Source organism: Butyrivibrio sp. VCB2006, from assembly GCF_000420945.1.
Lineage (GTDB): Bacteria > Bacillota > Clostridia > Lachnospirales > Lachnospiraceae > Butyrivibrio.
In genome coordinates, this window is the sequence record NZ_ATVX01000005.1 from 51,499 (window position 1) to 77,463 (window position 25,965).

The following is a 25,965-nucleotide window of genomic DNA, read 5'->3' on the forward strand; positions in this document are numbered from 1 at the left end:
GAGGACACATGAAAAATCGCATTAAAACAATTGTTTCTATGGCGCTTGTGGCAATGCTGGTAATGGGAGTTATGGGATGCGGCCAGGACAAATCGGTGGTTAAGGAGTTTTCCCCCAAGTACTCGCCGGATACAGAATATAAGCTGTCTGTAGTAGGAACGTATTCGAATTTCGAGTCCCTGGATAATGCAATCGAGAGATTTTATGCGCATTATCCAAAGGGCGAGATAACTTACACCTGCCTGGATGATTACGGAAATGCGATTTTGAATGCTCTTGCAGGTGATGAGGCTCCGGATATTTTCGTGGCTCAGCCCTGGATGATTGGAAACGAGAAATATGATTCAATGTTTGAGGGGGCAGAGGTTCTCTCGGATTCAGAGCTGGAAATCAATCTTGATTGCCTCCGTCCCGGAGTTACCCTGGATATGGAAAACGGCGAGATTGTGGCTTTGCCTATATTTGCAACCTCCTATGGAATGCTGGTAAATATGGATATCTTCGAAAAAGAGGGCCTGGAGGTGCCAAAGAACTTCGAAGAGCTTAAAAAAGTCTGCGACAAGCTCAAGGCAGCAGGCTACGAATCTCCTGTTATGGGAAGTAATACCACAACAACGCCGGGAATCGGCTATTCCTTTGCTTATCCTATGTTTGCCAATACAGTCAAGGGCGACAGGAGCGTAGAGGGTGATCTTAATAACCTTGAGCCTTCTGCAGGAGAAGCCATGAGACCCGCTCTTAGCAGGTTAAAAGAGTTTGTGGACTACGGCTGTATTGATGTGGCTAAGTGCTCAGCTGAAATTGAGAATGATTACGATGCAGTGATCCTGCGCTTCTTTGAAGGGGATGTGCCCATGATGCTCTGCTCCGGCGACGTTGTTTCCGGAACCAAGAAGCGTGAGAGTAAGTCGGAAGCTTTTTCCGCAAATCCTTTCAAGTATGATTTCTACGTGGCTCCATCCGGTGATAAGGGTGGATACTACATGGATTCAGTATCAATCCTGTTCTGCGCCAACAAGAACAGCAAGAATCTGGATATGACCAATGAATTCATGAGATTTTTGACCAGCAAAGTTGAGCTCGGACTTATGGCAGAAAAGAAAAGGCTTATAACTCCTACCAAGGATTATTCCCTGGACGAAGTATATGCCTCACTTTCCGGCTTCCCGGAGGATAGAACTATTAATGTAAGAGATATAGAAATCCTTGATACTGCGGTAAAACAGTTTAGGGCAGCTGCCTACGCTGTCATAAACGGTACAATGACCGTGGATGAAGCAGTGGCAAACTATGGATCGATACACACGGACTAATAAGTGGAATATTACGAATTAAATGTCGCAGAACAATGATATTTAGAGGCTTCCCAGAATCTGCCCAGCCAGATCCTTGGCCTCAACATAATCAAGATTGGTGACGAGTTTATCCAGGGCCTCCATTTTGTGGGCCAGGTCCTGGTTATAACTATAGGAGAAGAGAGAACGTGCGGCCTCTTCTGCAGAGCCCAGGTCAAAGTCATCTATTGCGGAAATGAGCTTATTTAAGATGGCTGAAACTGCATCTTTATCAAAAGCGGCTTTAGGTCCGCCGTTACCTGCAGCAAAAGGCTCAAGATAGGGCTTTAAAGCTCTGAAGGCGCTTAAAACCTCAGGGGTAGCCTTTTCTATCTGCTCAAGGTCGTTTTCTTTTCCCAGCTTTTCAAGGGTAAAAAAGCTTTCTCCAAGCTCCATGGCACCGACCATGCGGCAGGTGGTCTTAAGGGAATGGACCAGAATAGTGTAGTTTTTAATGTCCTTATCCCTTAGAAAAGCTTCTACCTGATTACTTTTCTCATCTATGATTTTGTAAACATCACCAAGAAGCTCTGTGAAAAGCTCCTCAGAGCCGGAATTATTAATGGCACTATCGACATCGACGCCTGGGATATTAATGTTCACGTAAGCAGGTTCCTCCTTGGATTTTCTAGGGTTTAGCACATTTTGAGTATACCACTATTTAGTTGATGAATAAACGTCTTTGAGATATCATAAAATATCATAAACGGGAACTAATCTCGTTGGAGGTAATAATGATTCCGGAAATCATAATTGTCGACGATGATCCTATAATTTTAAAAAGAGCCTGGAATACCCTTTCATCTGCCGGGCTTAAGGCAATTGTGCTCAAATCGGGAAAAGCTCTTTTGGAATACACCAAGGAAAATGCTGCGCCGGATCTGATCCTGATGGATATCAGTATGCCGGAGATGGATGGATTTGAGGTTGTTAAGGAGCTGAAAAAGAGTGAGGCCAAGTGGAGAGATACTCCGGTGATCTTTTTGACAGCCAATGAAGATGAGGATACAGAGACCAAGGGACTTTCTCTTGGGGCAATGGACTTTATCAGGAAGCCCTTTGTGGCCAGCGTTCTTGTACTCAGGGTTAAACATGCTGTGGAACTTGTAAGGCTCCAAAGGGACCTTGAGAGCATGGTTGATGAGAAAACCAAGGAAAATGAGAATCTTTTCCTCCACGTTGTAGAGAGCCTTGCAGATGCAATTGATGCAAAAGATAATTATACCAATGGACATTCGGGCAGAGTTGCTCTATATTCAAAGGAGATAGCGGCCAGACTCGGCTACGACGAGAAAAGGCAGGAGAAGATCTTCATGATGGGGCTTCTCCACGACGTTGGCAAGATCGGTATTCCGGATGAGGTGATAAATAAGCCGGGAAGGCTTACAGCAGAGGAGTTTGCCTGCATCAAGAAACATCCGGGAATCGGCGGGAAAATTCTTGGCAATATCAAGGAAATGCCTGAACTTGCGGCTGGAGCTAAATGGCATCACGAACGATACGATGGAAGCGGTTATCCTCAGGGACTTGCCGGGGATGATATTCCGGAAGAAGCCAGAATCATTGCTGTAGCTGATGCTTACGATGCTATGACAAGTAACCGAAGCTACAGAGGAGTCCTTGCTCAGGACATAGTAAGAGGAGAGATTGAAAAGGGTAAAGGAAGCCAGTTCGATCCTAAGTTTGCGGATATTATGCTGGCAATGATCGACGACGACAAAGAGTATCGCATGCGGGATGACCACGCCAAGACTTGATTTCATGCTTTTTTGATTGGGGATGAAAATATGAGTATTGCTGACAAACTTGAGATTCTACTTAGTAAAGCCAATGAAGATGAGGCTCTTAGAAATAAGCTCATGGACACAAGAAATTGTAAGGAGCCACTGGCTGAGTTTTGCAAGATTGCAGTGGAGAACGGAATCGACGTTTCTGTTATGGACATAGTTAATCAGGGGGAGGAGTTCTACGCAGAAATAAAAAGAAGTACTAACGGCGGCGGTGAGAATTCGCCGGATTTAGAGTTCCAGAATGATGAATACGCTATTTTCATGATGAGATTAGAACATAATAGTAAAAAATAATTATCTATATTGTGTGAGTTTTGTGGTATCATCATATATAGATGATACAATACTCATAGGAGGGGGATAAGATGCCAAGAGCAAATTTATCAATCAGTCAGGAATTGTACGATCAGATTGAGAAAGCAGCCAAGAAAGAAAACGTAACCGTTAACTATTACATCTGTGAGATGCTGGAAGAGAAGTTCAGTAAAAAAACAGTCTATGGCTATGCACTTGCTATTGCAAACATGATAGATGAAGCCAAGAAGATGGATAAAGAGTTCACTCTTGCTGACCTTCCTACATTCGCTTCCGTTGGTGAAGTTGTTAAAGAGTACAAGATTGCTGAGTCTCCGGCTCAGGTAAGAGCCCGCCTTGGTAAGATGTTCAATGAGGCTGTTCGTAAGGGAACTGCCAAGGGCATTGAGAGAGCAGTAGTTAAGAAAAACGGCAAAGAGGAATTCAAGTTCCTGTCCAGAGCTGCTGTTTATGTAAATTCATCTAAGACTAAAAAGAAATAATCATAATTATTAAAGGGCGGCCTGAAATGGCCGCCTTTCTAGGAGGAAAAGGTATGAGTAACGCAGTAATTGTCTATGCATCAACACATCATGGCAACACTAAGAAGGTAGTTGAGGCCATCGCCAAGGAATTTGACGTGGAGCTTGTTGACGCTACACAGGTAAAAGAAAAGGACCTGTCAGGTTATGATCTTATCGGATTTGCATCCGGTATCTATGCTGCTCAGTTCCATCAGCAGATCAAGAACTTTGCACAGGTTAATCTCCCACAGGATAAGAAGATTTTTTATATCATGACAAGTGCTATGAACAAGGATTTCTCCAAGTCCATGGCTGATTCAATTAAGGGCAAGAACGCTGAGGTTGTTGGCAAGTTCACCTGCCACGGTTATAACACCTTCGGACCATTCAAGCTTGTTGGCGGAACCAGCAAGGGACATCCTGATGAGAACGATCTTAAGGACGCTGTTGAGTTCTTCAGAACTCTTATCAGAGTTAAAAGTTGAGATTTTATAAACTTATTAGCAATAAATTTAATACAAAATAAAGTTTACATTATATAATGGTTCTATAGTATGTTTTCATGATGGGGGAATTTATGTACGAGCGCCTATTTTCACCTATGAAGATCGGAACCATGGAAGTTAAGAACAGGCTAGTTATGTGTGCCGCAGAATTCAGTCTGGGAGAGCCCAGCGGCAAGGTTACACAGAGACTGTCCGATTACTACGAAGAAAGGGCCAAAGGTGGTGTTGGCCTTATTATCCCCGGAATATGCAGGGTTAATGACATGGCGGGAGCTGCAACCTATACGCAGCTCTCTATGAGCCATGATTATCATATTGAGCCTATGAGGCAGATGGCAAGCCGCATTCACAGTCATGGAGCCAAGCTGGCAATTCAGCTCCATCATGCAGGAAGGCAGGGCCTTGCCAGTTCTATTAATTCTTTGCCTTTGGTTATCCCAATGGCGAACTGTTTTCCCAAGGTAATGAATTTAATATACAAGTGCACGCCGCTTCTTCTTGGCATGGAGGAAAAAGGAATCTGTTTTTCCGTCCAGGCCCCTTCAAAGTGCCCTCTTGCGCCCCACGGAGCAGCAAGACTTCACGAAATGAGCAAAAAGGAGATAAAGGCCCTTATAAACGACTTTATAGATGCTGCCGAGAGGTGCAAAAAAGCTGATGTTGACGCCGTGGAACTTCACGCGGCCCACGGATATCTTTTGCAGCAGTTCTTGTCACCCTACACAAACCAGAGAACCGATGAATACGGCGGAAACTTCGAGAATCGCATGAGATTTCTTGAGGAGATCGTGGTTGGAATCAAGGAGCGCTGCGGCAAGGATTATCCTTTGATGGTGAGACTATCTGTTGATGAAATGTATGCCCGGATCGGAAAGCCTGATGTGGGCTACAATCTGGAAGATGGTAAAAGAATTGCCAAGCGCCTTGAAGAGCTTGGAGTAGATGCGATAAATGTATCCAGCGCAAACTACGATGTTTACAACTGCTGGCTTGAGCCGACAACCTATGAGCCGGGTTGGAGAAAGTATCTGGCGAAGGCAATTAAGGAGACTGTAAGTATTCCTGTTATCGCAGCCAATGTAATAAGAACTCCGGAGCAGGCTGAAAAACAGCTGGAGGAGGGCTATCAGGATTTTGTGGCTTCGGCCAGAACCTTTATTTGTGATCCTCACTGGGCCAGAAAGGCCAAGGAGGGGCACCCCGAGGATATTCAGAGGTGTATCGGATGCCTTAACTGTATCAGATCCTTTATGACTAATGCAGGAAAGGGACAGCCCGGAGAATGCGCCCTCAACATGTCCATTGGCAAGGAGAGAGCATATTTTAACATGCCTCAGGACGGAAAGGGCAGGAAAGTAGTTGTGATAGGAGCAGGCCCGGCAGGACTTACAGCGGCCAAGACCATGGCTCTTAGAGGCTTTGAAGTAGATGTGTACGAGAAGTCCAAAAAGTGTGGAGGGCAGGTAATTGCAGCGGCAGCAGGCCCTGACAAGGAAAGGCTCTTCTGGTGCATTGAGGACCTTAAGACAGCGGCGGAAAAGGCCGGAGCCAGGATCCATCTGGGCGTGGAAATCACCGAGGATAAGCATACTAATCCTGAAAGAGTATATGAGGGCAAGAATATAAGTGTTTCAGACATGAAGGCATCAAATCCGGAAATAATAATCGTTGCCACAGGCGGAACGCCCATAAGACCTTCAAGTATACCGGGAATCACCAGGAAAAATGTGGTGGAAGCTCCTGAGGTTCTCCTGGGGAAAACGAAGATTTCCGGCAAACAGGTTGTTGTGGTCGGCTCAGGAATGACAGGACTGGAAGTAACAGAGGCTCTTTGCAAAAACGAAAACGACGTAACGGTACTTGAAATGGCCTCGGAGGTTGCGCCGGGAGCCTGGTTCCAGTTGGTTGACGATGCCATGGAAAAGATAAAGCCCTATGGAGCTCTTTTCATGACAGGTACGAAGCTGTGCTCTGTTATGGATAATGGGGTTATTGCTCAGGACCTTAAGTCCGGAAGAAAGGATACGATTCCGGGGGACTACGTAGTTCTGGCAATGGGAGTTGCTCCCGATAGTGGCCTTGTAGGGAACTTCAAGGAAGTGGGAGCCAAAAATGTATATTCCGTAGGCGATGCGCGGTCAAGCGGCAATATTGCAAGCGCCTGTCACAGCGCCTATGACACAGTAATGAAAATAAAGTAGAGGTGGGGGAGAAAAATGGATAGTAAAAATGCTGTTACTGAAATGCATCTTAGGAAAAAGATGAGGCACCTGTCAGGGAAAACAATCGTGATCACAGGAGCTTCCAGCGGAATCGGCAAGGAGGTGCTGGACAGACTGTGCATTCCCGAAAAGAAGAATAAGATTCTTGCCTGCAGCAGAACCATCGAAAAGCTCACAGGGTACGGTGATAATGTAACTCTTTATAACTGCGATGTCAGCACCAGAGAGGGTGTTGATGATCTGATAGCTAAGGCAGAGGCTCTTTTTGGCAAGATCGATATCCTGATTGCCAACGCCGGCGCTCCCTACTACGAGAAGTTTGACTACGTAAACTGGGAAAGAATCCAGAATATCTTTAACCTTAATACGATTTCACCGATTTACACCTACACCAAGTACCTTAAACACTTAAACGGCAGAGAGGGACATATGGTGTTCACTATTTCCGCCATGGGCGAGATGGCAATTCCGGGCTATACCCTGTATGCTGCCACTAAGTTTGCCATGAAGGGCTTCCAGGAGGCGGTTAGACTCGAGGCACCTAAGAATCTCAAGCTTACTGCTGTTTATCCTGTTTCAACAGCTACGAACTTCTTTAAGGTTGGAGCAGGAGAAATTGATGTGGGCCATCCATTCCCAATGCAGAAGGTTGATGTGGTGGCTGATCGTATGCTGGATGGTATTGAAAAGGCCAAAAAACATATTTATCCCTGCAAAGTATTTAAGCCTTCCAAGCTCCTTATGAATACGATTCCTCCTGTAAAGGGCGTATACTGGGGTATTGAGAAAAGAAGACTTAAGAAATTCCTTGAAAAGAAGGCTGCTCTGGATCTGAAACTTGCAGATAAGATTAAAGATTAAAGGGGATAATAATGGGAAATATACATGATATAACAAGGGATCAGTGGATGCTTAAGGGTCCTCTTGCCAAAAGAGGGTACGACTGGTGGTGGCATTCAATGACAGCCGAGAACGAAAAAACCGGAGAAAAGAAGGCTTTTTATGTGGAGTTTTTTACCTGTAATCCTGCACTGGCCGAAAAGGACCCGGTTATAGTCTGGAACGATCCTGATAAACAGAAAAAGGGAATAAGACCTTCGTACCTGATGGTAAACGCAGGCTTCTGGGGTGAAGATCATGGGCAGCTCCACAGGTTCTTTTCCCTGAATGATGTTGAGATTCATGCCGATGCGCCATACAGTGTAAAGGCCGATGATTGTGAGTGTGGTGAAACACACACGAAAGGAAACATCAAAGTTACCCAGGAAGAGGTAAATGCTCACCCAGAATGGATGAGCGATGCCGGGGAGATGAGCTGGGATTTTGATATCAAAAAAGAAGTGGCTTTCCATGTGGGCTACGGCGCCAGCAAGTTCTTTAGAACAATCAATGCCTTTGAGATGTTCTGGCATGCAGAGGGCATGAAGAGTGTATTCTCGGGTGAGATTGTTCTTAACGGAGAGAAATATCTTTTGAAACCGGAAACCTGTAATGGTTATTCGGACAAGAACTGGGGCGGAGATTTCACCAGCCCTTGGGTATGGCTTTCTTCCAATAATCTGACCAGTAAAGTGACGGGTAAGAAGCTGACAAACAGCGTTTTCGAGATTGGCGGCGGCCGGCCCAAGATCTTTTTCCTGGCACTTAACAGAAAGCTTCTTGGTGAGTTTTATTATGAGGGCAAGGACTACGAGTTTAATTTCTCCAAGTTCTGGACCCTGTCAAGAACCAAATTCGATTGCCGGGAAACTCAGAATGAGATCATTTGGCATGTGGTCCAGGTGACAAGAACTGCTAAGCTTGAGACCAAGGTTAGATGCAAAAAGAGCGAGATGCTTAATATCAGGTATGAGGCGCCAACAGGCTACAAGAGGCACAACAGGCTGTGGAATGGCGGAACGGGAAAGGGAGTTCTTAAGCTTTACAAGAGATCTTTGTTTGGATTTAAAGAAGAACTGATAGATGAGGTAATTGCAGAGGGCATAGGCTGCGAGTATGGTGTTTACTGCGAGCCATAGGAGAAACCGAATGTACACTGACGAAACTGTAAAGAAAATTGTTGAGGATCAGCGAGAGTTCTTTTTATCAGGTAAAACCCTTGATATCGAATTTAGGTTGAGCCAGCTGGGAAAACTCAAGCAGGCCGTAATCGAGCATCAGGATGAACTTGAAAAGGCTCTTCACGATGATCTGGGTAGGGCTACTCTGGAAGCGTATTTCTGCGACATTGGAAGCCTCCTTCAGGAAGTAAATGAGATGATAAAAAACCTCAGGAAGTGGGCTAAACCTGAGACTCATTTTAGTGGAATTCACTGCTTCCCAAGTATTATTACCAAGGTCTACAAGATGCCTTACGGAGTATCGCTGATCATAAGCCCCTTCAATTTTCCGGTATTTTTATCCCTTGGAGTGTTGGCTATTAGCTTGGCTGCAGGAAATACTGCGGTTATAAAGTCCAGCTCCAAGTCTGTAAATTGTACTGCGGCAATGAAAAAAATGATCGAGGAGACCTTTGATCCAGAGTATGTGACGCTTATTGACGGCGGACACGATGTGGCTGACATGTGTCTGAATCAGCCCTTTGACAAGATTTTCTATACGGGATCGCCGAAGGTTGGTATCCATGTTCTTGAGTGTGCTGCCCAGAACCTTACTTCAACCTGCCTGGAACTTGGCGGAGAGAACGGAAACTGGTGCATAGTAAGGAAAGATGCCGACATAAGGGACGCTGCAAGGAAGGTTGCCTTCTTCAAGGCCCTTAATGCAGGGCAGATATGTCTTAATGTAAATCAGGTGGCTGTTGCCAAGGAAATAAGTGAAGAGTTTCTGAATGCTCTTAAGTCTGAGTTTAAGAGGCAGCTTGGCGAGCATCCACTTGATAATCCTGAGTATCCGCATCTTATAAATGAAGGGGCCTACAAGAAATGTCAGGATATTGCTAATGAGTATCGCGCAAAGATCATATTAGGCGGAAACGGTGATATTGGGACCCTCAGATTTGAGCCTACCATTATTTATCCTGTGGATATTAATGAAGATATCGTTCAGAAGGAGCTATTTTGCCCACTTCTTCCTATTGTTGTATATGAAGATGACAAGATTGAGGGACTGCTTGATACAATCAACAGAAGACATCACGGTTTGTCTCTCTATATCTTTACGAAGAATGTTGCCTGGGCCAAGAAGGCCATGCAGAGAATGCAATACGGCGGCGGATGTATCAATGAGGTATGCCTTCATATGATGGTTAAAAACGCGCCCTTTAACGGCACGGGACATTCAGGAATGGGAGCATATCACGGAGAGTGGGGCTTTAGAGAGTTTACCCATCCTTCAACAGTGCTCATAGGTTCCACCAGAGCAAACTTGTCTCTGAGAGAGCATCCCTACAATAACATATGGAAGGAAAAAGTCATCAGGTTTGTTGAGAGATAAAACCTGATAAGTATGCTATACTAGCTTCATGAAAATACTAATTACTGGAGCAAGCCGCGGAATAGGGCTTGCCTGTGTCAAAAAATACATAGAGATGGGCCATGAGGTTATAGGCTTTGACGTTACGGATAGTGAGTTCAAGGCGCCGACCTACACTCATATGCTTGTGGATATAAAAGGGCAGCTGCCGGATATTGACGGAGTGGAAGTCCTTATTAACAACGCGGGGATTCAGGAAGGAACGGATGTAATCGAGACTAACCTTTCAGCTACAATTGCTGTTACTGAGAAGTACGCATTCCAGGACAAGATTCATTCCGTGCTGTTTATGGCATCTTCAAGTGCCTCCAACGGAGCAGAGTTTCCGGAATACGCAGCAAGTAAAGGCGGCGTAGTTACTTATATGAAGAATGCAGCCCTTCGCCTTGCGAAGTTTGGTGCAACCTCCAACAGTATTTCTGCAGGAGGGGTGTATACTCCGCTAAATGCCCACATCATGGATGATCCAAATCTCATGGAGCAGTGCCTTGATGAGACTCTTCTTCACAGATGGGCGCAGGCCGAGGAAATTGCGGACTTCACATATTTTTTGACCAATGTTAATAAGAGTATGACGGGACAGGACCTGCTCATAGATAACGGTGAGCAGCTAAGATCCAAATTTATATGGTAAAAGAAAAATCTCCGATGCCAGGTGATATGGCACCGGAGATTTATTATTCCTAGCTATTAAGCAGCTTTCTTTTCTTCTTTATTTGAAGCTTCTGCCTTGGCAAAGTGTGTAAGTTCGTAAGGAAGGTGCTTCATGCTGACTACAACAAGTACGATGGCGATGAACTTGTCGATGTAGTCTGTAACTGCCTGTGTAAGAAAGGCGCTTCCGAAGAGCTTTAATGCTGTCTGTGAAAGAGCCTGGATAATAAAGGTAGTTACTACTGCGGAAGTGATTCCACCAAAGAGGAAGGTCTCGATGCATGCTGAAAGAGCTGATGCAGGAAGTGTGATAAGAAGTGTTTTCCAGATGATTGAAACTGGCTTGTTCTTCTTGCCGTGCATGAGAAGTCCTGCAAGAACACCCATGAGAACTCCGCTAAGTGAGAAGTAGATTGCATAGATATCGCCGAGGACGCCGTTTATAAGGCCGCCAACAAGAGCAGCGAGAGCGCCTGCTACAGGGCCAAGAGCGATACCTGCAAGCATGGTTCCGATACTGTCAAGGAAGATTGGAAGGCTCAGTAAAAGAGCAAGCTTACTTCCTACAATGTTGATTGCTACCGCGATAGCAACAAAAGTCATTTTCTTAATGTCGATTTTCATTTTCATTCTCCTAATCAGTATATGTATTTGGCAAAGATTTCTTTGCACTGCGCCAGTTCTATTTCAAGTATTCTAGTCAGAAACATTTCCCAGAAGGTAGTCTTATCCACATCGGTGTAGATAATTGCATTGCTTTCCTTGCGATAAAATCCCATTGAATCCACAACAGTCTGTCCAAGGCTGATTCCGCCGGTTTCTACCTGGGTAAAGGCCTCAAATCCGTTTAATATTGCAGGATTTAAGAACTGAGCAACTGCCAAAGGATCATTTATGACGCAGCCTCTTATGTGCTCCCACTCCCAGTGGAATTTAAAGTAGAACCAGGTAATCTTTTCAACAAAATCGCCCACCTTGGGATTAACTCTTTTCATCTCCTGAAGGATATCAGGAGTAAGGACGATTTCTCTTGTGACATCAAGACCTACCATTTCGATGCGGCCCTGGTGCTCATAGAGTGTGTCAAAGACAAGCCTTGCGCTGTCAGGATCTTCCCAGTAGTTGTATTCTGCAACAGGAGAGCAGTTTCCGTGGCTTCTGAAATTGCCGCCCATGGAAACCAGCCTCTTGATACTAAGAAAGGCATCAAGGTCTTCATCAATAAGTCTTGCCAGATTGGTAAGAGGTCCAAGGGCTATTACGGATACATCACCGGTTTTAAGTGTTTCCCTCATGAATGAAACCGCAGACTTTTCGGGGATTTCCTGACCTTCTATATCAGGAAGGAAGCTCTCTCCAAGGCCATCTTCGCCGTGGGTATCAAGAGCATTTACATAATCTCTTACTCTTGGTCTGTCTGCTCCTGCGTAAACAGGGACATCAAGTCTGTTCAAAAAGCTTAATACCTTTTTGGCATTCTTAAAGCCAAGCTCTACCGGTGAATTACCTGCTACTATTGTGATTCCAACCACTTCGATCTCTGGGCTGTTTAAGGCAAGCATTATGGCCAGGGAATCGTCAATTCCGGGATCGCAATCAATAATTACCTTATTCATTAAAAACTCCATCTGCAAAATTGCATAAAAAAAGCTCTGCGAAAACGCAGAGCCACACAAAAAAATCATAATAATTCCTATGCAGTCCTGGTTTTGTTTAGCGACAGGAAGGTACAAATGAACTGTCGTTTATAGCGCTTAGGAATTATACAATGAGTTTTTTGATAATGCAACTTTTTTTAAATTATGTAATCATTATTGTTGATAAAATGATAGAATATAAAATATAAGTAAGACTAAACTAACCGGGAGAGGGGAAGGACATGTTTGAACGCAGAACGATCAATCGAGTAGAGTTTTTGGCAAACAGCGTAATTGTTGATAAGGAAACACTTAACAAGTATTATGGTCAGGTCAAGAATATCAGCCCTCTGGGCATAGCTATTACTGTAGATAAGCGTATCCCGGATCTTGTTGGTAGGGATGTAATTATAGTTGCCGAGACAATGATCATGTATGCTGAGGGTGTCCGTGAAGATAAGGAAGAGGATGGCAAGAAGTCTGTAGCCTTCAAGGCCAGAAAGTTCACACCGGATGTTTTACAGTATCTCTTTGAGCACATCGGCCTTGATGAGGACGAGGGATAATTTTTATTAAAAAGTTTTGCCATAATTCTTTTGCGCTCGTATAAATAAGTGAGAAGAAAAATACAAACGCAATGGAATTATAAATTTTAGGAGGCACTTATATGGAAAAGAAATTATCAAGATTATTCGATTTTCAGAAGTTTGCAGAGAACAGTGATCTTGCAGATGTTATCGCAGATGTAGACTCGCGCTACCCAAAAGCACAGGTTCTTTCAGATGATGACCTTGGTATGGTTGCTGCGGCAGGAAAGGTTGATACACTTCAGAAGGATAAGACCAATCCTGAAGGTAAGAGCTTTAGCTTCTAAATTAAAAGAATAATAAGAATAATGATAAAAAAGGAACTCAATCATTTTTGAGTTCCTTTTTCTATGCTATAATAATCGGCAAATATAAAAGGGTAATGGAGGAGAGGTATGATCAACGAAAGCTACAAAAAGATGTTAGGCGCTAAGTCGGTTATCCGTGAGCTGTCAGAATACGCTACAGCAAGGGGAAAAGAAATCGGCTATGAAAATGTTTTTGATTTTAGTCTTGGAAATCCAAGTGTTGCTGTTCCTAAGGAGTTTACCGATGAGATGATAAGACTTCTTGAGAACGAGGATACAATGACTCTTCACGGATATACACCAAGTCTTGGTAATCCGCTCTACAAGGAAGAGATTGCAAAGTCTCTGAATGAGCGCTTTGGAATGAACTATGGTCCTGAGCATATTTTCCCAACAACCGGTGCCGCTGGTGCGATAGCTCATGCTGTTCGTGCTGTTACAGAGCCGGGAGATGAGGTTCTTGCCTTTGCTCCATATTTCCCTGAGTACGGTCCATACATCACAGGTGCAGGACTTAAGCTTAGCGTGGTTCCTGCTGATACTGAGAGTTTCCAGATCAACTTTGATAAGTTTCTGGAGATGATGAACGAGAAGGTTATGGCAGTTCTCGTTAATACTCCAAACAATCCATCAGGTGTTGCTTATTCCACACAGACACTCACAAGACTTGCTCAGATACTTACTGATAAGTCCAAGGAGTATGGCCATACGATTTATCTTTTGTCTGATGAACCATACAGAGAGATTGTCTTCAAGGGAGCAGACGCGCCTTATGTTTCCAAGTTCTACGACAATACACTTAGCTGTTATTCTTTTTCCAAGTCCTTATCACTTCCCGGAGAAAGAATTGGTTATGTTGCGGTTAATCCTGCCTGCGACGGCGCAGAGTACATTGTTCCTATGTGCGGACAGATTTCAAGAGGAACAGGACACAACTGTCCACCTTCTATTATTCAGCAGGCGGTTGCCAAGGTTTGCGGCATGACAGCAGATCTTTCTGTATATGAAACCAATATGAACATTATCTACGATACACTGGTTGACCTTGGATTTACTGTGGTTAAGCCAGGCGGAACTTTCTATATTATGCCTAAGGCTCTTGAGGAGAGCTCAATCGAATTCTGCAAAAAGGCCAAGGACTACGACCTGATCTTCGTTCCTACAGACGGTTTTGGAGCTCCGGGCTTCTTTAGAATGGCTTATTGCATAGATACAGAAAAGGTAGAGCGCGCAATGGTCAGATTAAGGCAGTTTGTAAATGAGGTGTACAGATAATCCGCATTATAACTGAATCAAGCTTCTCTTTTTGCACGTGAATGCGTTGACAATGCGGATTAAGAGGTGTAAACTCTATTTCGTAAACCACTTTATTGTTTTAACGAGCTACATAAATCATTATGATTTTTTTTCTGAGGAGGAGAAAATAAGATGGCTGAAGCTAAGAAGACAGCAGCAGTTAAGCCTGTTGCAGCAATTAAGACACCAGTAGTTACAGAAACAAAGAATGTTGAAGTTAAGAAGGTTGCTGAGCCTGTAAAGAAGCCTGCAGTTAAGAAGGCACCTGCTAAGGTTGCTAAGAAGCCTGCAGTTAAGAAGGCTGAGCCTAAGAAAGCAGCACCTGCCAAGAAAGAAGCAGCTAAGAAACCAGCAGCTAAGAAGGCACCTGCTAAGAAGGCAGCTACAAAGGCAGCTACAGAAGCTATTAAGACCAACATTGTACTTCAGTATGCTGACAAGAACGTTACATTCGATACTCTTAAAGAGAATGCTGAGAACGTTTATCAGTTTGATATGGGCAAGAATGTTGCAGATATCAAGAAGTTGGATCTTTATGTTAAACCTGAAGAGAACACAGTTTACTTCGTTGTTAACGACAAGGAACTTGGAAACTACGGTTTATAATAATTTTTTTAGAGATATTGCCTCGGATGGCTGCTCAGCAACTATCCGAGGCTTTCTTATTTCTTATAGGAAACTATAACTTTTTTTCTTTAGATTTTATTTATAATTTGTTAATATTTTCTTGACTAAAATTAATATCGAATTTACACTAGATATACAGTAGACAGATTAATAAATGTCTATTTTTTTTACCCTAAATACTTTAGCGATTAAAAGCGTTAATGGGGCGGCGCTTTAAACCGAATTAGTTTTGTCAGACTATTACGTAAAGCTGATAAAATGTGCCTTTTTAAAAGCACTTTTTATAAATATTAAGTGGAGGAAATGTGTATGAAAAGAAAAGTTGGACCCGCAAGGGTGCTGTCAGTGATTCTTAGTGCAACTTTTGCACTGACGAATGTAGTCACTGCATCAGCTACTGCTGGGGATGACGCAGTTCTTTCCGTAAGCGAAGAAGAAGTCGTATTTTTTGGCGACGACGCTGAAACCGCTGAGGAAGAAGAAGCTACAGAATCTTCTGAAGAAGCTTCTGTAAGTGAAGATGCTGAGTCAGAAGTGGCTGAAGAAGCTGAAGAATCAGAAGCTCCTTTATTCGAGGAGGTTGATCCTGTAGAGGAAGGACTTGGAGAACTGGTTGATTCTCTTGCTGGAGAAGAGACAGATATTCCTGTAGAGGAAAAGGATCCAGATGAGCAGACTCGTGTCATCATCGTAATGGAAGGCGATGCTGTCCTTGATAAGGGCTTTGACACAGAGAATCTTGCAGAGAACGATGCTGCTATGAACCTTTCTGAGAGCATTATTGCTGAGCAGGAAGAGACAATCGAGAAGATTGAAGAGGAAGTTCTTGATGGTGAAGAACTTGACGTTAACTACAATCTTTCAATCATTACAAACGCTGTATCAGCAGACGTTGCTTACAAAGATATTGATAATATCGTAGATGTTGAGGGTGTTGCTGCTGTATATGTTGCTCAGAAGTATGATCCACAGACAACTGCAGAGCCAATGACCATCACATCAGGTGATATGGTTGGAAGCTATACTGCTTGGGCTGCAGGATATACAGGAGCAGGCACAAGAATTGCTATCATCGATACAGGTATCGATTCAGATCACCCATCATTTGATGCAGGTGCCTTTGAGACTCACCTTGAGGAGACTGCAGAGGCAGCAGGCAAGAGTGTTGCAGATTACAATCTTCTTTCAGCAGAAGAAATCGCAGCAGTTCTTCCTAATCTTAATGTTGCACAGAGAAGCGAAGGCGTTTCAGCCGATGAGCTTTATATCAATGAGAAGATTCCTTTCGCATTTAACTATGTAGACAAGAATCTTGACGTAACACATGACAATGACGAAGAGGGCGACCATGGTACACACGTATCTGGTATCTCAACAGCTAACTACTATGTTCCTAATGCTTCTTCTGAGACAGGCTACTCAAGACAGGAAGTTGGCGTAGTTGGTATCGCTCCAGACGCACAGCTCATTACCATGAAGGTATTTGGTACAAATGGCGGTGCATACAGTGATGACTATATGGCAGCTATCGAGGATGCTCTTCTTCTTAAGGCTGACGTAGTTAACCTTTCACTTGGTTCAAGTGCAGCCGGTTATTCTTCAGATTCTGAAGAGTATATCAACGAGATATTCAAAAAGCTCGAGGGTACAAGCACCGTAGTATCTATCTCAGCAGGTAACTCAGGACGTTGGGCTGATGATACAACATACGGCGTAAACCTTAGCAAGGATGTTAACCAGGATACAGTAGGATCTCCGGGATCTTATACAAACGCTCTTACTGTAGCAAGTGCTGTTAACAGCGGACTTGTTGGTAACTACTTCGCAACAGCAGATGGCAAGGCTATCTTCTACAGCGATGGTAATGAAACACTTGCTCCTAAGTTCGAGACTCTTGATGTAAACGGCGATGGAACAGAGTATCCATTCGTTCTTCTTGCAGCAAAGGGTGAGCCTGAGGACTACGAGGGTGTTGATGTTACAGATAAGATCGTATTTGTTCAGCGTGGTGCTATCACATTCGGTCAGAAACAGATGAATGCAGAAGCTGCAGGCGCTAAGGCAGTTGTTATCTACAACAACCAGCCTGGTACAATCAGCATGACACTTCAGGGAAGCACAGCTGTTATCCCTTGTGTATCAATCACACTTGCTGATGCTGAGCTCATTGCTTCAGGTGCAGAGCAGATTTCTGATACAGCATTTGCTGGAACAATCACAGTAACATCAAAGATCGGTGTTAAGACTGATACAGCTGATGGTTACACAATGAGTGATTTCTCATCATACGGTGTTCCAGGAACTCTTGATCTTAAGCCTGAGATTACAGCACCTGGTGGAAATATCTACTCAACAAGAGACAATGGTACTTATGGCCTCATGAGTGGTACTTCAATGGCTGCTCCTTCTATTTCAGGTCAGAGTGCTCTTGTAGAGCAGTACATTCGTGAGAATGGTCTTGCAGATAAGACAGGTCTTTCTGTTCGTACTCTTGCTCAGTCACTTATGATGGCTACAGCTATTCCTCTTCACGAGGATAATGATCCTGAGGCTCCTGAGTTCTCACCAAGATCACAGGGCGCAGGTCTTGCAAATGTATATAATGCGGTAACCACTCCTGTTTATGCTCTTGTTGGTGACAAGGAAGGCAATGACGGTAAGGTTAAGGCAGTTCTTGGGGATGACCCGGCAAAGAATGGCAATTACAATTTCTCTTTTGACCTTTACAACCTGACAGATGATGTTCAGTACTATGTTCTTGATTCTTCAGTTCTTACTGAGGAGCTCTATGAGCAGAGTGGTGTAACATTCTTCGCAGGAACATCACATGTGCTTAACCCTGTAGTATCACTTACTGCAGATGACACAGCACTTGTATATGACTTCAACGGAGACGGAAGAGTTAATAAGACAGATAAGAAGATCTTCCTTATGGCAGTTAACGGATCTGTAGAGGATCCTGTTCTTGAGCTTTATCAGGATTACTTCGACCTTAACCAGGACGGAGTTGTTAATACCAAGGACGTATATCTCTTTGGTAAGGTACTTAAGGGCAAGTCAGATGTTGCAGATCTTGGTCTTGAGGTTGTTCGTGTAGATGACAGCACAAAGATTGATGTTCAGATCTCACTTTCAGACGCAGACAGAGAGTATCTTGCAGGATTTGAAAATGGTATCTATGTAGACGGTTTCGTTTATGTAAATGGTAACGTTGATCTTTCAGTTCCTTTTCTTGCTTTCTACGGAGACTGGGGCGATTCACCAATGTTTGAGGACTATGACTTCGAGGAGTATGTACACAACCCTGATTACGACCCTCAGACATACACAGGAGTCAGCAAGACAAACTTCCTGTCAATCTTCCCATACGGCGGAAGCAACGAGATGTACTATGTTCCTAACCTCTTTGCAGATGATGCTGCATATGTAGCAGACAGAAATGCTATCAGCTCAGAGAACGGAACAATGATCGGAAGTCAGTATTACTCACTTATCAGAAATGCTAACAGAGTAATCATGACAATTACAGATAAGAGTACCGGAGAAGTTTACTTCAAGAATACTGAGTATGAGAACTACGCAGCATTCTCATACAACGGACAGTGGCAGAACTACATTCAGTGGCAGGATCTTATGTGGGCCGGCACTGACTTAGAGGGTAACCCTCTTGAGGATGGCACTGAGGTTGATATCACAATCCAGGCAGTTCCAAGCTACTTCGATAACGTAGAAGATCCAAGCACACTTAAGAATGCCGGAATGTACCTTTCAACACCAATGGCTATCGATAACACCAAGCCAGTTCTTACAGATGCTGTTAAGACAGAAGACGGTAACTACGAGCTTACAGTTTACGATAACAGATACACAGCAGCAGCTCTTATTCTTGACAGAGAAGGCGAGATCATCGGCAGATATGCAGTTGATCAGCTTGAGAAGGATACAGATGCAGTTGTAACAATCAAGGCTCCAGAAGATGTATTCTATGTAGAGCTCTTTGACTACGCTTGCAACGGAACTGTATACCGCTTCAACAACACAGGACATGCTGATACCAAGTACGTAACAGATATTACTCTTAGCGCTGATGAAGTTACTCTTAAGCAGAACTATCAGGTACAGGTTAAGGCAACAGTTGGTCCTAAGTGGCTTGCTGAAGGTTATGATGCTGTAGTTTGGTCATCTTCAGATGAAGATGTTGCAGTAGTTGACGAGGATGGTTACATCCTTGCAGTTAAGGTAGGAACAGCTACAGTAACAGCTACAACACTTGCTACTGACAAGAAGGGCAACCACCTTTCAGCTGATGTTAAGGTAACTGTTATTCCATTGAACAGTAAAAACGACGCTGCAGATGAAGATGCAAGCGCAGTAGATGCATCTGATGATGCTGCAGATGAAGCAGTTGAAGAAGCTTCTGATGATGAGGCAGGTGAAGTATTCTTTGACATTACTGACAAGGTAAAGACAGCTTCTGTAGAGGAAGCAAGTTTAGAAACTAGTGTAGAGGATTCAGAGGCATCTGTAGAGGCAGCTTCAGAAGAGACTACAGAAGGAGGAGAGAATGATGATTAAGAACATTAAAAGAGCATTCGTTCTCGGAATGACCTCACTTATTCTTTTTACTGGACTGCCTGCAACAACAGTACATGCTGCTGACAGTGCACCGGTACATACAAAGGCAAGTGTATCAGGCAAGGCAACAAATCAGACTGTTACCTACAAGCTTGATCTTAATAAAGTAAAGGTTTCCGATGGTAGAGTTGCAGTAACTTTTGATCCTGAGGTACTTACACTTGTTAAGGCTAAGGGAGATGTACGTTTCGACGAAAAGGATTTCAATGAGGAATATGTAGCTGGTGAGGAAGAGGGCGTTTCATATGCTTTCGTAAATGAGTCAGCTAAAAATGTTAAGGGATCTCTTTTATCTCTTACATTCAAGGTAAATGCAGGTGTTGAGAATCAGGATACAGTTGTTAAGACTAAGGTATTCACTCTTGATAATGAAGAGACAGAGATTCTTGCAGATGTAGTACTTGAGGATACAGTAAATGTTGGTAGACCTAAGCCTGTTACACCACAGAACGTAACTGCTTCTCAGACACTTCTTGGTGTAAATGTTCAGTGGAAGAAGGATGCAAATGCAGACGGATACGTTGTATATCGTTCAACATCCAAGAATGGTAAGTACAGCGCAGTTGCTACAACAACAGGTACATACTATCTGGATCTTACATTAAGAAACAACACAACTTACTACTACAAGGTTCAGGCATACCAGAAGCAGGGCAAGGACAAGATCTATTCAGACTTCTCTAACCCGGTTTCAATCAAAGTTAAAAAGTTCTTTGGAATTTTTGGCTAATAATAATTAAGTAATAAAGGATAGGGGTCTGCATCTGCAGGCCTCTTTTTTTTCGTGTAAAACCAATTCACATATATTTTATAAATGTATGGTTGACATGGGGGCTTACGAGTGATAACTTATGATACAGAAGATGTTAGCACTCGAATAGAGTGAGTGCTAACACTCCAAAAAATATACCATTCCAATGAATTTTACCGGTGAATGCAGAGGAAGGGCTTATGGAATTAGACGCTAGAAAAAGAAAAATACTTCATGCCATAGTTAAGAATTATTTGGAAACAGGCGAGCCTGTAGGCAGCAGAACTATTTCCAAATATACTGACCTTAATCTTAGCTCAGCTACCATTCGTAATGAGATGGCAGACCTGGAAGAGATGGGGCTTATTCTTCAGCCACATACTTCAGCCGGACGTATTCCTTCGGATCAGGGCTACAGAGTATATGTAGATGAGATGCTAAGGGACAAGGAACAGGAAGTTGAGAACATGAAGGAAATGCTTCTTGATAAGGAGGAGAAACTTGAGAACCTCCTCAAGCAGGTAGCCAAGACCCTGGCAATTGATACCAATTATGCCACTATGATCTCAGCACCTCAGATCAGGAAGAACAAACTTAAATTCATACAGATTTCTAAGGTTGATGATGAGCATCTTCTGGCAACCATTGTTATAGAAGGTAATGTTATCAAGAACAAGATTATTCCGGTTGATGAAGTCCTTGATGATGCTACAATGCTCAAGCTTAACATCCTGATGAATACCAGACTGGATGGGCTTGCAGTTGAGGATATCAACTTGGGACTTATCGCTGCAGTCAAACAGGAAGCCGGAATTCACAGCGAGATTATCGGAAATGTTATCGATGCAGCTGCTGAGTCAATTACAGCAGACGAGGATCTTCAGATCTATACAAGCGGCACAATGAACATTTTCAAGTATCCCGAGCTTACGGATTCTACCAAGGCTAGCGAGCTGATCAGTACCTTTGAGGATACCAAGGATTTGTCCAGTATCGTAGAGGGAACTCTTTCAGCTGATTGTGAAGAGACAGGTATTCAGGTTTATATAGGAAATGAGACTCCGGTTCAGGCCATGAAGGATTGTAGCGTTGTTACGGCAACCTACGAGCTTGGAGATGGTATGAAGGGTACAGTCGGAATCATCGGACCTAAGAGAATGGATTACGATAAGGTAATCTCCACACTTAAGAATATGAGGCATGCGCTTGACGACCTGTACAAAAAGAACTAGAGTCAGCGCGTTTTGATATAGAAAGATTTTTAGGAGGCAGTTAATTTGAGTAACACAGATAACAAGAAACCTGTTAGCCAGCAGGAAGAAGAGGTTCTTGAAAATATCATGGAAGAGCTTGAGGCTGAGGCTAAAGAGAAGGCTGAGAGTAAGGACCCTGAAGAGAAGGCAGCAGATGCCAAGGAACCTGAGGCTGATGTACAGGAGGCAGAATCAGAGGAAGTAGAGGCTCCTGAAGAGGCTGCTGAGGGCAAGGATGAGAAGAAGAAAAAGAATCCTTTTGCCAAGAAAGAAAAGAAAGATCCATTAAAGGAAAAAGTTGACGAACTCAACGACAAAGTTATGAGACAGATGGCTGAGTTCGATAACTTCAGGAAGAGAACAGAAAAGGAAAAGGCTCAGATGTTTGAACAGGGCCAGGGTAATGTCCTTGAGAAGCTTCTTCCTATCATAGACAATTTTGAGAGAGGTCTTGCGGCAGTTCCTGAAGCTGAAAAGGACGGAGCTTTCGCAGATGGTATGAACAAGATATACAAGCAGCTTATGAAACAGCTTGAGGATCTTGGAGTAACCCCTATTGAAGCTGTGGGTAAGGAGTTTGATCCTAATCTTCACAACGCAGTAATGCAGGTTCAGAGTGATGAGTATGAATCAGGAATAGTTGCACAGGAACTTCAAAAGGGATATATGTTCCACGACACCGTGCTCAGACATAGCATGGTTGGTGTTACACCATGAGTGATATAAGGATTCAAAGTTTCAAATATACATGCTTGCATGGATATATTTGAAACCTTGAAGACTGAACAGACATGAGGAAGTAGGCAGATATGCCGGATTCCGAATGGATGTAGGATTGCGAGAATGAAATGGAGCAATCCGTATATGACGATGATTTGTATATTATTCAAATAACGGAGGAAAAAACAATGAGTAAGATTATCGGTATCGATCTTGGTACAACTAATAGCTGCGTAGCAGTTATGGAAGGCGGTAAGCCAACAGTTATCGCTAACGCAGAGGGCGCTAGAACAACACCTTCTATCGTTGCTTTCACAAAGAACGGTGAGAGAATCGTTGGTGAGCCAGCTAAGCGTCAGGCAGTTACAAACGCTGACAACACAATCGCATCAATTAAGAGAGACATGGGTACAGACCGTGGCCGTACAATTGATGGCAAGAAATATTCTCCTCAGCAGATTTCAGCTATGATTCTTCAGAAGCTTAAGGCTGATGCTGAACAGTATCTCGGCGAAACAGTTTCAGAGGCAGTTATCACAGTTCCTGCTTACTTCAACGACGCACAGCGTCAGGCTACTAAGGACGCTGGTAAGATTGCAGGTCTTGATGTAAAGAGAATCATCAACGAGCCTACAGCAGCTGCACTTGCTTATGGCCTTGACAACGAGAAAGAGCAGAAGATCATGGTTTATGACCTTGGTGGTGGTACATTCGATGTATCAATCATTGAGATCGGTGATGGCGTTATCGAAGTTCTTTCAACAAACGGTGATACACACCTTGGTGGTGATGACTTCGACCAGGCAATCATCAACTGGATGGTTCAGGATTTCAAGAACAAGGAAGGCGTAGACCTTTCAGGCGATAAGATGGCTATGCAGAGACTTAAGGAAGCTGCAGAGAAAGCCAAGAAGGAGCTTTCTTCTTCCACAACAACAAACATCAACCTTCCTTTCATTTCAGCAGGCGCTGATGGCCCTAAGCACTTCGATGTAGACCTTACAAGAGCTAAGTTCGAGGAGCTTATCCATGATCTTGTTGAGAGAACAGCTATCCCTGTTCAGAACGCTATGAAGGACGCAGGTCTTAACAACTCAGACCTTGGAAAGGTTCTCCTTGTTGGTGGATCAACACGTGTTCCTTGCGTAGTAGAGAAGGTTAAACAGCTTACAGGACATGAGCCTTCAAAGAGCCTTAACCCAGATGAGTGCGTAGCTATCGGTGCTTCTATCCAGGGTGGTAAGCTTGCAGGCGATGCCGGTGCAGGTGATATCCTTCTTCTTGACGTAACACCTCTTTCACTTTCAATCGAGACAATGGGTGGTGTTGCTACAAGACTTATCGAGCGTAATACAACAATTCCTACCAAGAAGAGCCAGGTATTCTCTACAGCAGCAGATAACCAGACAGCTGTTGATATCAACGTTCTTCAGGGTGAGAGACAGTTCGCCAAGGACAACAAGTCACTTGGACAGTTCAGACTTGATGGAATTCCTCCAGCAATGAGAGGAGTACCTCAGATCGAGGTTACATTCGATATAGATGCAAACGGTATCGTTAACGTATCAGCTAAGGACCTTGGAACAGGCAAGGAGCAGCACATCACAATCACAGCTGGTTCTAACATGTCTGACGAGGATATCGACAAGGCTGTTAAAGAGGCTCAGGAGTATGAGGCTCAGGACAAGAAGAGAAAAGAAGGAATCGATGCTCGTAACGATGCTGATTCATTCGTATTCCAGACAGAGAAGGCTCTCCAGGAAGTTGGCGACAAGATCGACGCTTCTCAGAAGCAGACTGTAGAAGACGACATCAAGTCTCTTAAGGATCTTCTTGAGCAGACCAAGGATAAGGAACTTTCAGATTCTGAGATCGATTCACTCAAGAGCCAGAAAGAAAAGCTCATGAACGATGCACAGGCTCTCTTTGCTAAGATGTATGAGAATGTACAGGGCGCTCAGGGTGCAGGTCCTAACATGGGTGCAGGCGCAGGCCCTGATATGGGCGGTGCTTCTCAGAACACATCAGCTGGCGATGACAACGTAGTTGACGGAGACTACAGAGAGGTTTAATCCTAAATGGCAGAACAGAAGCGAGATTATTATGAAGTCCTTGGCGTCGCAAAGGGCGCCAGCGAGGACGAGATTAAAAAGGCATATAGAGTGCTTGCCAAGAAGTACCACCCGGATATGAATCCGGGCGATGCTTCTGCAGCAGAGAAATTCAAAGAGGCATCAGAAGCCTATGCTGTTCTCAGCGACCCTGAGAAGAGACGTCAGTATGATCAGTTTGGTCATGCAGCCTTTGATGGTGGCCAGGGCGGATTCGGTGGCTTTGATTTCAATGGCGCTGATTTCGGCGATATTTTTGGCGATATCTTTGGAGATTTCTTTGGCGGTGGCAGATCAAGAGGCGGAGCAAGAACAGGCCCTTCCAAGGGTGCTAATTTGCGTGCAAGCGTACGTATAACATTCCTTGAGGCAGTATTTGGCTGCGAGAAAGAGCTTGAGCTTACTATCAAGGATCCATGCCCAACTTGTCATGGTACCGGAGCTAAGCCGGGAACTTCTGCTCAGACATGTTCAAAGTGCGGTGGTAAAGGACAGATTGTTTATACACAGCAGTCTTTCTTTGGCACAGTAAGGAATGTTCAGACATGTCCTGAATGTGGCGGTACCGGTAAGGTAATCAAGGATAAGTGTACTGATTGCCACGGATCAGGATATATCGCAAGCAGGAAGAAAATCAAAGTTACAATTCCTGCAGGTATAGATAATGGCCAGAGCGTAAGGATCAGAGAAAAAGGTGAGCCCGGTGTAAACGGCGGACCTAGAGGAGATCTTTTAGTTGAGGTCGTTGTATCAGATCATCCTATTTTCCAGAGAGAGGGTTATGACATCTATTCAGTAGTACCTATGTCATTTGCCATTGCTACTCTCGGCGGCACAGTTATCATCGATACTGTTGATGGTAAGGTTGCTTATGATGTTAAGCCCGGTACACAGACAGATACAAGGGTAAGACTTCGTGGAAAGGGTGTTCCTTCACTTAGAGATAAGGATACAAGAGGCGATCACTATGTAACTCTTGTAGTTCAGATACCTGAGAAAATTTCCAAGGAAGCCAAGGATCTTCTTAAGCAGTTCGATGAGAAGACAGGAGATAGCCTTGGAGCAGCTGACCGCGTAATGGGTTCCGGTGATAAGGGCCCTGACAATGGCGGTGGCGGCAAGAAGAAAAAAGGACTTTTTAAGTAAAAAGTTCATAAATATTTGACAGATATGTTATACTTCCGTAGTTAAAGTAGTGTATATTTAACTACGGAAGTATTTGCGCGTTTATAAGAAATGGAG

23 protein-coding genes are annotated in these 25,965 nt (G+C 43.8%); 20 read left to right on the forward strand and 3 right to left on the reverse strand.

The genetic code is table 11. From position 1 onward, the window contains the following. Window positions 1-8 precede the first annotated feature (8 nt). On the forward strand, window positions 9-1,313 hold the full coding sequence (locus G613_RS0106055) for an ABC transporter substrate-binding protein (protein ID WP_029231802.1): 1,305 nt from the start codon (window positions 9-11) through the stop codon (window positions 1,311-1,313). Window positions 1,314-1,355: 42 nt separating this feature from the next. Here G613_RS0106055 and G613_RS0106060 read toward each other — a convergent pair whose 3' ends face one another. Continuing rightward, window positions 1,356-1,937, reverse strand: a complete 582-nt coding sequence (locus G613_RS0106060) for an Hpt domain-containing protein (RefSeq protein WP_029231803.1) — start codon at window positions 1,935-1,937, stop codon at window positions 1,356-1,358. Between the two features lie 131 nt (window positions 1,938-2,068). Here G613_RS0106060 and G613_RS0106065 point away from each other — a divergent pair, with 131 nt between their 5' ends. The 9 genes from G613_RS0106065 to G613_RS0106105 all read left to right on the forward strand — a co-directional run bounded on the left by G613_RS0106065 (window position 2,069) and on the right by G613_RS0106105 (window position 10,778). Further along, a complete protein-coding gene (locus G613_RS0106065; RefSeq protein WP_029231804.1) occupies window positions 2,069-3,091 on the forward strand; it encodes an HD domain-containing phosphohydrolase in 1,023 nt (340 codons plus the stop codon). A 30-nt stretch (window positions 3,092-3,121) separates the two neighbouring features. After that, window positions 3,122-3,418, forward strand: coding sequence for a hypothetical protein (locus tag G613_RS0106070; protein WP_029231805.1), 297 nt, complete (start codon window positions 3,122-3,124; stop codon window positions 3,416-3,418). A gap of 71 nt (window positions 3,419-3,489) precedes the next feature. Then, complete coding sequence (locus G613_RS0106075) at window positions 3,490-3,921, forward strand: hypothetical protein (RefSeq protein WP_029231806.1); 432 nt, start codon at window positions 3,490-3,492, stop codon at window positions 3,919-3,921. 53 nt (window positions 3,922-3,974) lie between these two features. Continuing rightward, window positions 3,975-4,427: a flavodoxin family protein gene (locus G613_RS0106080; protein WP_029231807.1), complete on the forward strand. Its 453-nt coding sequence runs from the start codon at window positions 3,975-3,977 to the stop codon at window positions 4,425-4,427. 92 nt (window positions 4,428-4,519) lie between these two features. Next, window positions 4,520-6,649 carry an NAD(P)/FAD-dependent oxidoreductase gene (locus tag G613_RS0106085; protein WP_029231808.1) on the forward strand — a complete coding sequence of 710 codons (2,130 nt, stop codon included), beginning with the start codon at window positions 4,520-4,522 and terminating at the stop codon, window positions 6,647-6,649. Window positions 6,650-6,664: 15 nt separating this feature from the next. Next, window positions 6,665-7,531, forward strand: a complete 867-nt coding sequence (locus G613_RS0106090) for an SDR family NAD(P)-dependent oxidoreductase (RefSeq protein ID WP_029231809.1) — start codon at window positions 6,665-6,667, stop codon at window positions 7,529-7,531. A gap of 11 nt (window positions 7,532-7,542) precedes the next feature. Beyond that, on the forward strand, window positions 7,543-8,688 hold the full coding sequence (locus tag G613_RS19455; protein ID WP_029231810.1) for a tocopherol cyclase family protein: 1,146 nt from the start codon (window positions 7,543-7,545) through the stop codon (window positions 8,686-8,688). Window positions 8,689-8,698: 10 nt separating this feature from the next. Then, window positions 8,699-10,105, forward strand: coding sequence for an aldehyde dehydrogenase family protein (locus G613_RS0106100; protein ID WP_029231811.1), 1,407 nt, complete (start codon window positions 8,699-8,701; stop codon window positions 10,103-10,105). 28 nt (window positions 10,106-10,133) lie between these two features. Next, window positions 10,134-10,778 (forward strand): SDR family NAD(P)-dependent oxidoreductase, encoded by a 645-nt coding sequence (locus G613_RS0106105; RefSeq protein WP_029231812.1) that lies wholly within the window; start codon window positions 10,134-10,136, stop codon window positions 10,776-10,778. Between the two features lie 56 nt (window positions 10,779-10,834). Here G613_RS0106105 and G613_RS0106110 read toward each other — a convergent pair whose 3' ends face one another. Both G613_RS0106110 and G613_RS0106115 read right to left on the reverse strand, forming a co-directional pair. Beyond that, window positions 10,835-11,422, reverse strand: coding sequence for an ECF transporter S component (locus G613_RS0106110; protein ID WP_051151041.1), 588 nt, complete (start codon window positions 11,420-11,422; stop codon window positions 10,835-10,837). 14 nt (window positions 11,423-11,436) lie between these two features. Then, the gene (locus tag G613_RS0106115) at window positions 11,437-12,414 is read right to left on the reverse strand and encodes a nucleoside hydrolase (RefSeq protein ID WP_029231814.1); all 978 of its coding nucleotides are present in this window, start codon (window positions 12,412-12,414) and stop codon (window positions 11,437-11,439) included. 263 nt (window positions 12,415-12,677) lie between these two features. Between G613_RS0106115 and G613_RS0106120 the strand changes: the two genes are divergently transcribed. The 10 genes from G613_RS0106120 to dnaJ all read left to right on the forward strand — a co-directional run bounded on the left by G613_RS0106120 (window position 12,678) and on the right by dnaJ (window position 25,869). Next, window positions 12,678-13,001, forward strand: coding sequence for a hypothetical protein (locus G613_RS0106120; protein ID WP_029231815.1), 324 nt, complete (start codon window positions 12,678-12,680; stop codon window positions 12,999-13,001). 101 nt (window positions 13,002-13,102) lie between these two features. Continuing rightward, entirely contained in the window at window positions 13,103-13,309 is a 207-nt protein-coding gene (locus G613_RS0106125) for a hypothetical protein (RefSeq protein ID WP_029231816.1), read from the forward strand. 108 nt (window positions 13,310-13,417) lie between these two features. Further along, a complete protein-coding gene (locus G613_RS0106130; protein ID WP_029231817.1) occupies window positions 13,418-14,605 on the forward strand; it encodes a pyridoxal phosphate-dependent aminotransferase in 1,188 nt (395 codons plus the stop codon). A 153-nt stretch (window positions 14,606-14,758) separates the two neighbouring features. Then, complete coding sequence (locus G613_RS18540; RefSeq protein WP_029231818.1) at window positions 14,759-15,232, forward strand: DUF6465 family protein; 474 nt, start codon at window positions 14,759-14,761, stop codon at window positions 15,230-15,232. A 330-nt stretch (window positions 15,233-15,562) separates the two neighbouring features. Continuing rightward, entirely contained in the window at window positions 15,563-19,828 is a 4,266-nt protein-coding gene (locus tag G613_RS19995) for a S8 family serine peptidase (RefSeq protein WP_029231819.1), read from the forward strand. Continuing rightward, complete coding sequence (locus G613_RS0106145) at window positions 19,818-20,618, forward strand: cohesin domain-containing protein (protein ID WP_029231820.1); 801 nt, start codon at window positions 19,818-19,820, stop codon at window positions 20,616-20,618. Before G613_RS19995 ends, G613_RS0106145 begins: the two co-directional genes overlap by 11 nt. Window positions 20,619-20,839: 221 nt before the next feature. Next, window positions 20,840-21,871, forward strand: coding sequence for a heat-inducible transcriptional repressor HrcA (hrcA, locus tag G613_RS0106150; RefSeq protein WP_029231821.1), 1,032 nt, complete (start codon window positions 20,840-20,842; stop codon window positions 21,869-21,871). A gap of 45 nt (window positions 21,872-21,916) precedes the next feature. Next, window positions 21,917-22,609: a nucleotide exchange factor GrpE gene (gene grpE / locus G613_RS0106155; protein ID WP_029231822.1), complete on the forward strand. Its 693-nt coding sequence runs from the start codon at window positions 21,917-21,919 to the stop codon at window positions 22,607-22,609. A 191-nt stretch (window positions 22,610-22,800) separates the two neighbouring features. Then, entirely contained in the window at window positions 22,801-24,684 is a 1,884-nt protein-coding gene (dnaK, locus tag G613_RS0106160) for a molecular chaperone DnaK (protein ID WP_029231823.1), read from the forward strand. Window positions 24,685-24,690: 6 nt separating this feature from the next. Further along, window positions 24,691-25,869, forward strand: coding sequence for a molecular chaperone DnaJ (gene dnaJ / locus G613_RS0106165; RefSeq protein WP_029231824.1), 1,179 nt, complete (start codon window positions 24,691-24,693; stop codon window positions 25,867-25,869). The last annotated feature ends 96 nt before the right edge of the window (window positions 25,870-25,965 follow it).

What these genes read in the sequence shown, in the direction of transcription:
- G613_RS0106055 (WP_029231802.1), top strand. Translation starts at nt 9, where the DNA reads ATGAAAAATCGCATTAAAACAATTGTTTCTATGGCGCTTGTGGCAATG.
- G613_RS0106065 (WP_029231804.1), top strand. Translation starts at nt 2,069, where the DNA reads ATGATTCCGGAAATCATAATTGTCGACGATGATCCTATAATTTTAAAA.
- G613_RS0106070 (WP_029231805.1), top strand. Translation starts at nt 3,122, where the DNA reads ATGAGTATTGCTGACAAACTTGAGATTCTACTTAGTAAAGCCAATGAA.
- G613_RS0106075 (WP_029231806.1), top strand. Translation starts at nt 3,490, where the DNA reads ATGCCAAGAGCAAATTTATCAATCAGTCAGGAATTGTACGATCAGATT.
- G613_RS0106080 (WP_029231807.1), top strand. Translation starts at nt 3,975, where the DNA reads ATGAGTAACGCAGTAATTGTCTATGCATCAACACATCATGGCAACACT.
- G613_RS0106085 (WP_029231808.1), top strand. Translation starts at nt 4,520, where the DNA reads ATGTACGAGCGCCTATTTTCACCTATGAAGATCGGAACCATGGAAGTT.
- G613_RS0106090 (WP_029231809.1), top strand. Translation starts at nt 6,665, where the DNA reads ATGGATAGTAAAAATGCTGTTACTGAAATGCATCTTAGGAAAAAGATG.
- G613_RS19455 (WP_029231810.1), top strand. Translation starts at nt 7,543, where the DNA reads ATGGGAAATATACATGATATAACAAGGGATCAGTGGATGCTTAAGGGT.
- G613_RS0106100 (WP_029231811.1), top strand. Translation starts at nt 8,699, where the DNA reads ATGTACACTGACGAAACTGTAAAGAAAATTGTTGAGGATCAGCGAGAG.
- G613_RS0106105 (WP_029231812.1), top strand. Translation starts at nt 10,134, where the DNA reads ATGAAAATACTAATTACTGGAGCAAGCCGCGGAATAGGGCTTGCCTGT.
- G613_RS0106110 (WP_051151041.1), bottom strand. Translation starts at nt 11,422, where the DNA reads ATGAAAATCGACATTAAGAAAATGACTTTTGTTGCTATCGCGGTAGCA.
- G613_RS0106115 (WP_029231814.1), bottom strand. Translation starts at nt 12,414, where the DNA reads ATGAATAAGGTAATTATTGATTGCGATCCCGGAATTGACGATTCCCTG.
- G613_RS0106120 (WP_029231815.1), top strand. Translation starts at nt 12,678, where the DNA reads ATGTTTGAACGCAGAACGATCAATCGAGTAGAGTTTTTGGCAAACAGC.
- G613_RS0106125 (WP_029231816.1), top strand. Translation starts at nt 13,103, where the DNA reads ATGGAAAAGAAATTATCAAGATTATTCGATTTTCAGAAGTTTGCAGAG.
- G613_RS0106130 (WP_029231817.1), top strand. Translation starts at nt 13,418, where the DNA reads ATGATCAACGAAAGCTACAAAAAGATGTTAGGCGCTAAGTCGGTTATC.
- G613_RS18540 (WP_029231818.1), top strand. Translation starts at nt 14,759, where the DNA reads ATGGCTGAAGCTAAGAAGACAGCAGCAGTTAAGCCTGTTGCAGCAATT.
- G613_RS19995 (WP_029231819.1), top strand. Translation starts at nt 15,563, where the DNA reads ATGAAAAGAAAAGTTGGACCCGCAAGGGTGCTGTCAGTGATTCTTAGT.
- G613_RS0106145 (WP_029231820.1), top strand. Translation starts at nt 19,818, where the DNA reads ATGATGATTAAGAACATTAAAAGAGCATTCGTTCTCGGAATGACCTCA.
- hrcA (WP_029231821.1), top strand. Translation starts at nt 20,840, where the DNA reads ATGGAATTAGACGCTAGAAAAAGAAAAATACTTCATGCCATAGTTAAG.
- dnaK (WP_029231823.1), top strand. Translation starts at nt 22,801, where the DNA reads ATGAGTAAGATTATCGGTATCGATCTTGGTACAACTAATAGCTGCGTA.
- dnaJ (WP_029231824.1), top strand. Translation starts at nt 24,691, where the DNA reads ATGGCAGAACAGAAGCGAGATTATTATGAAGTCCTTGGCGTCGCAAAG.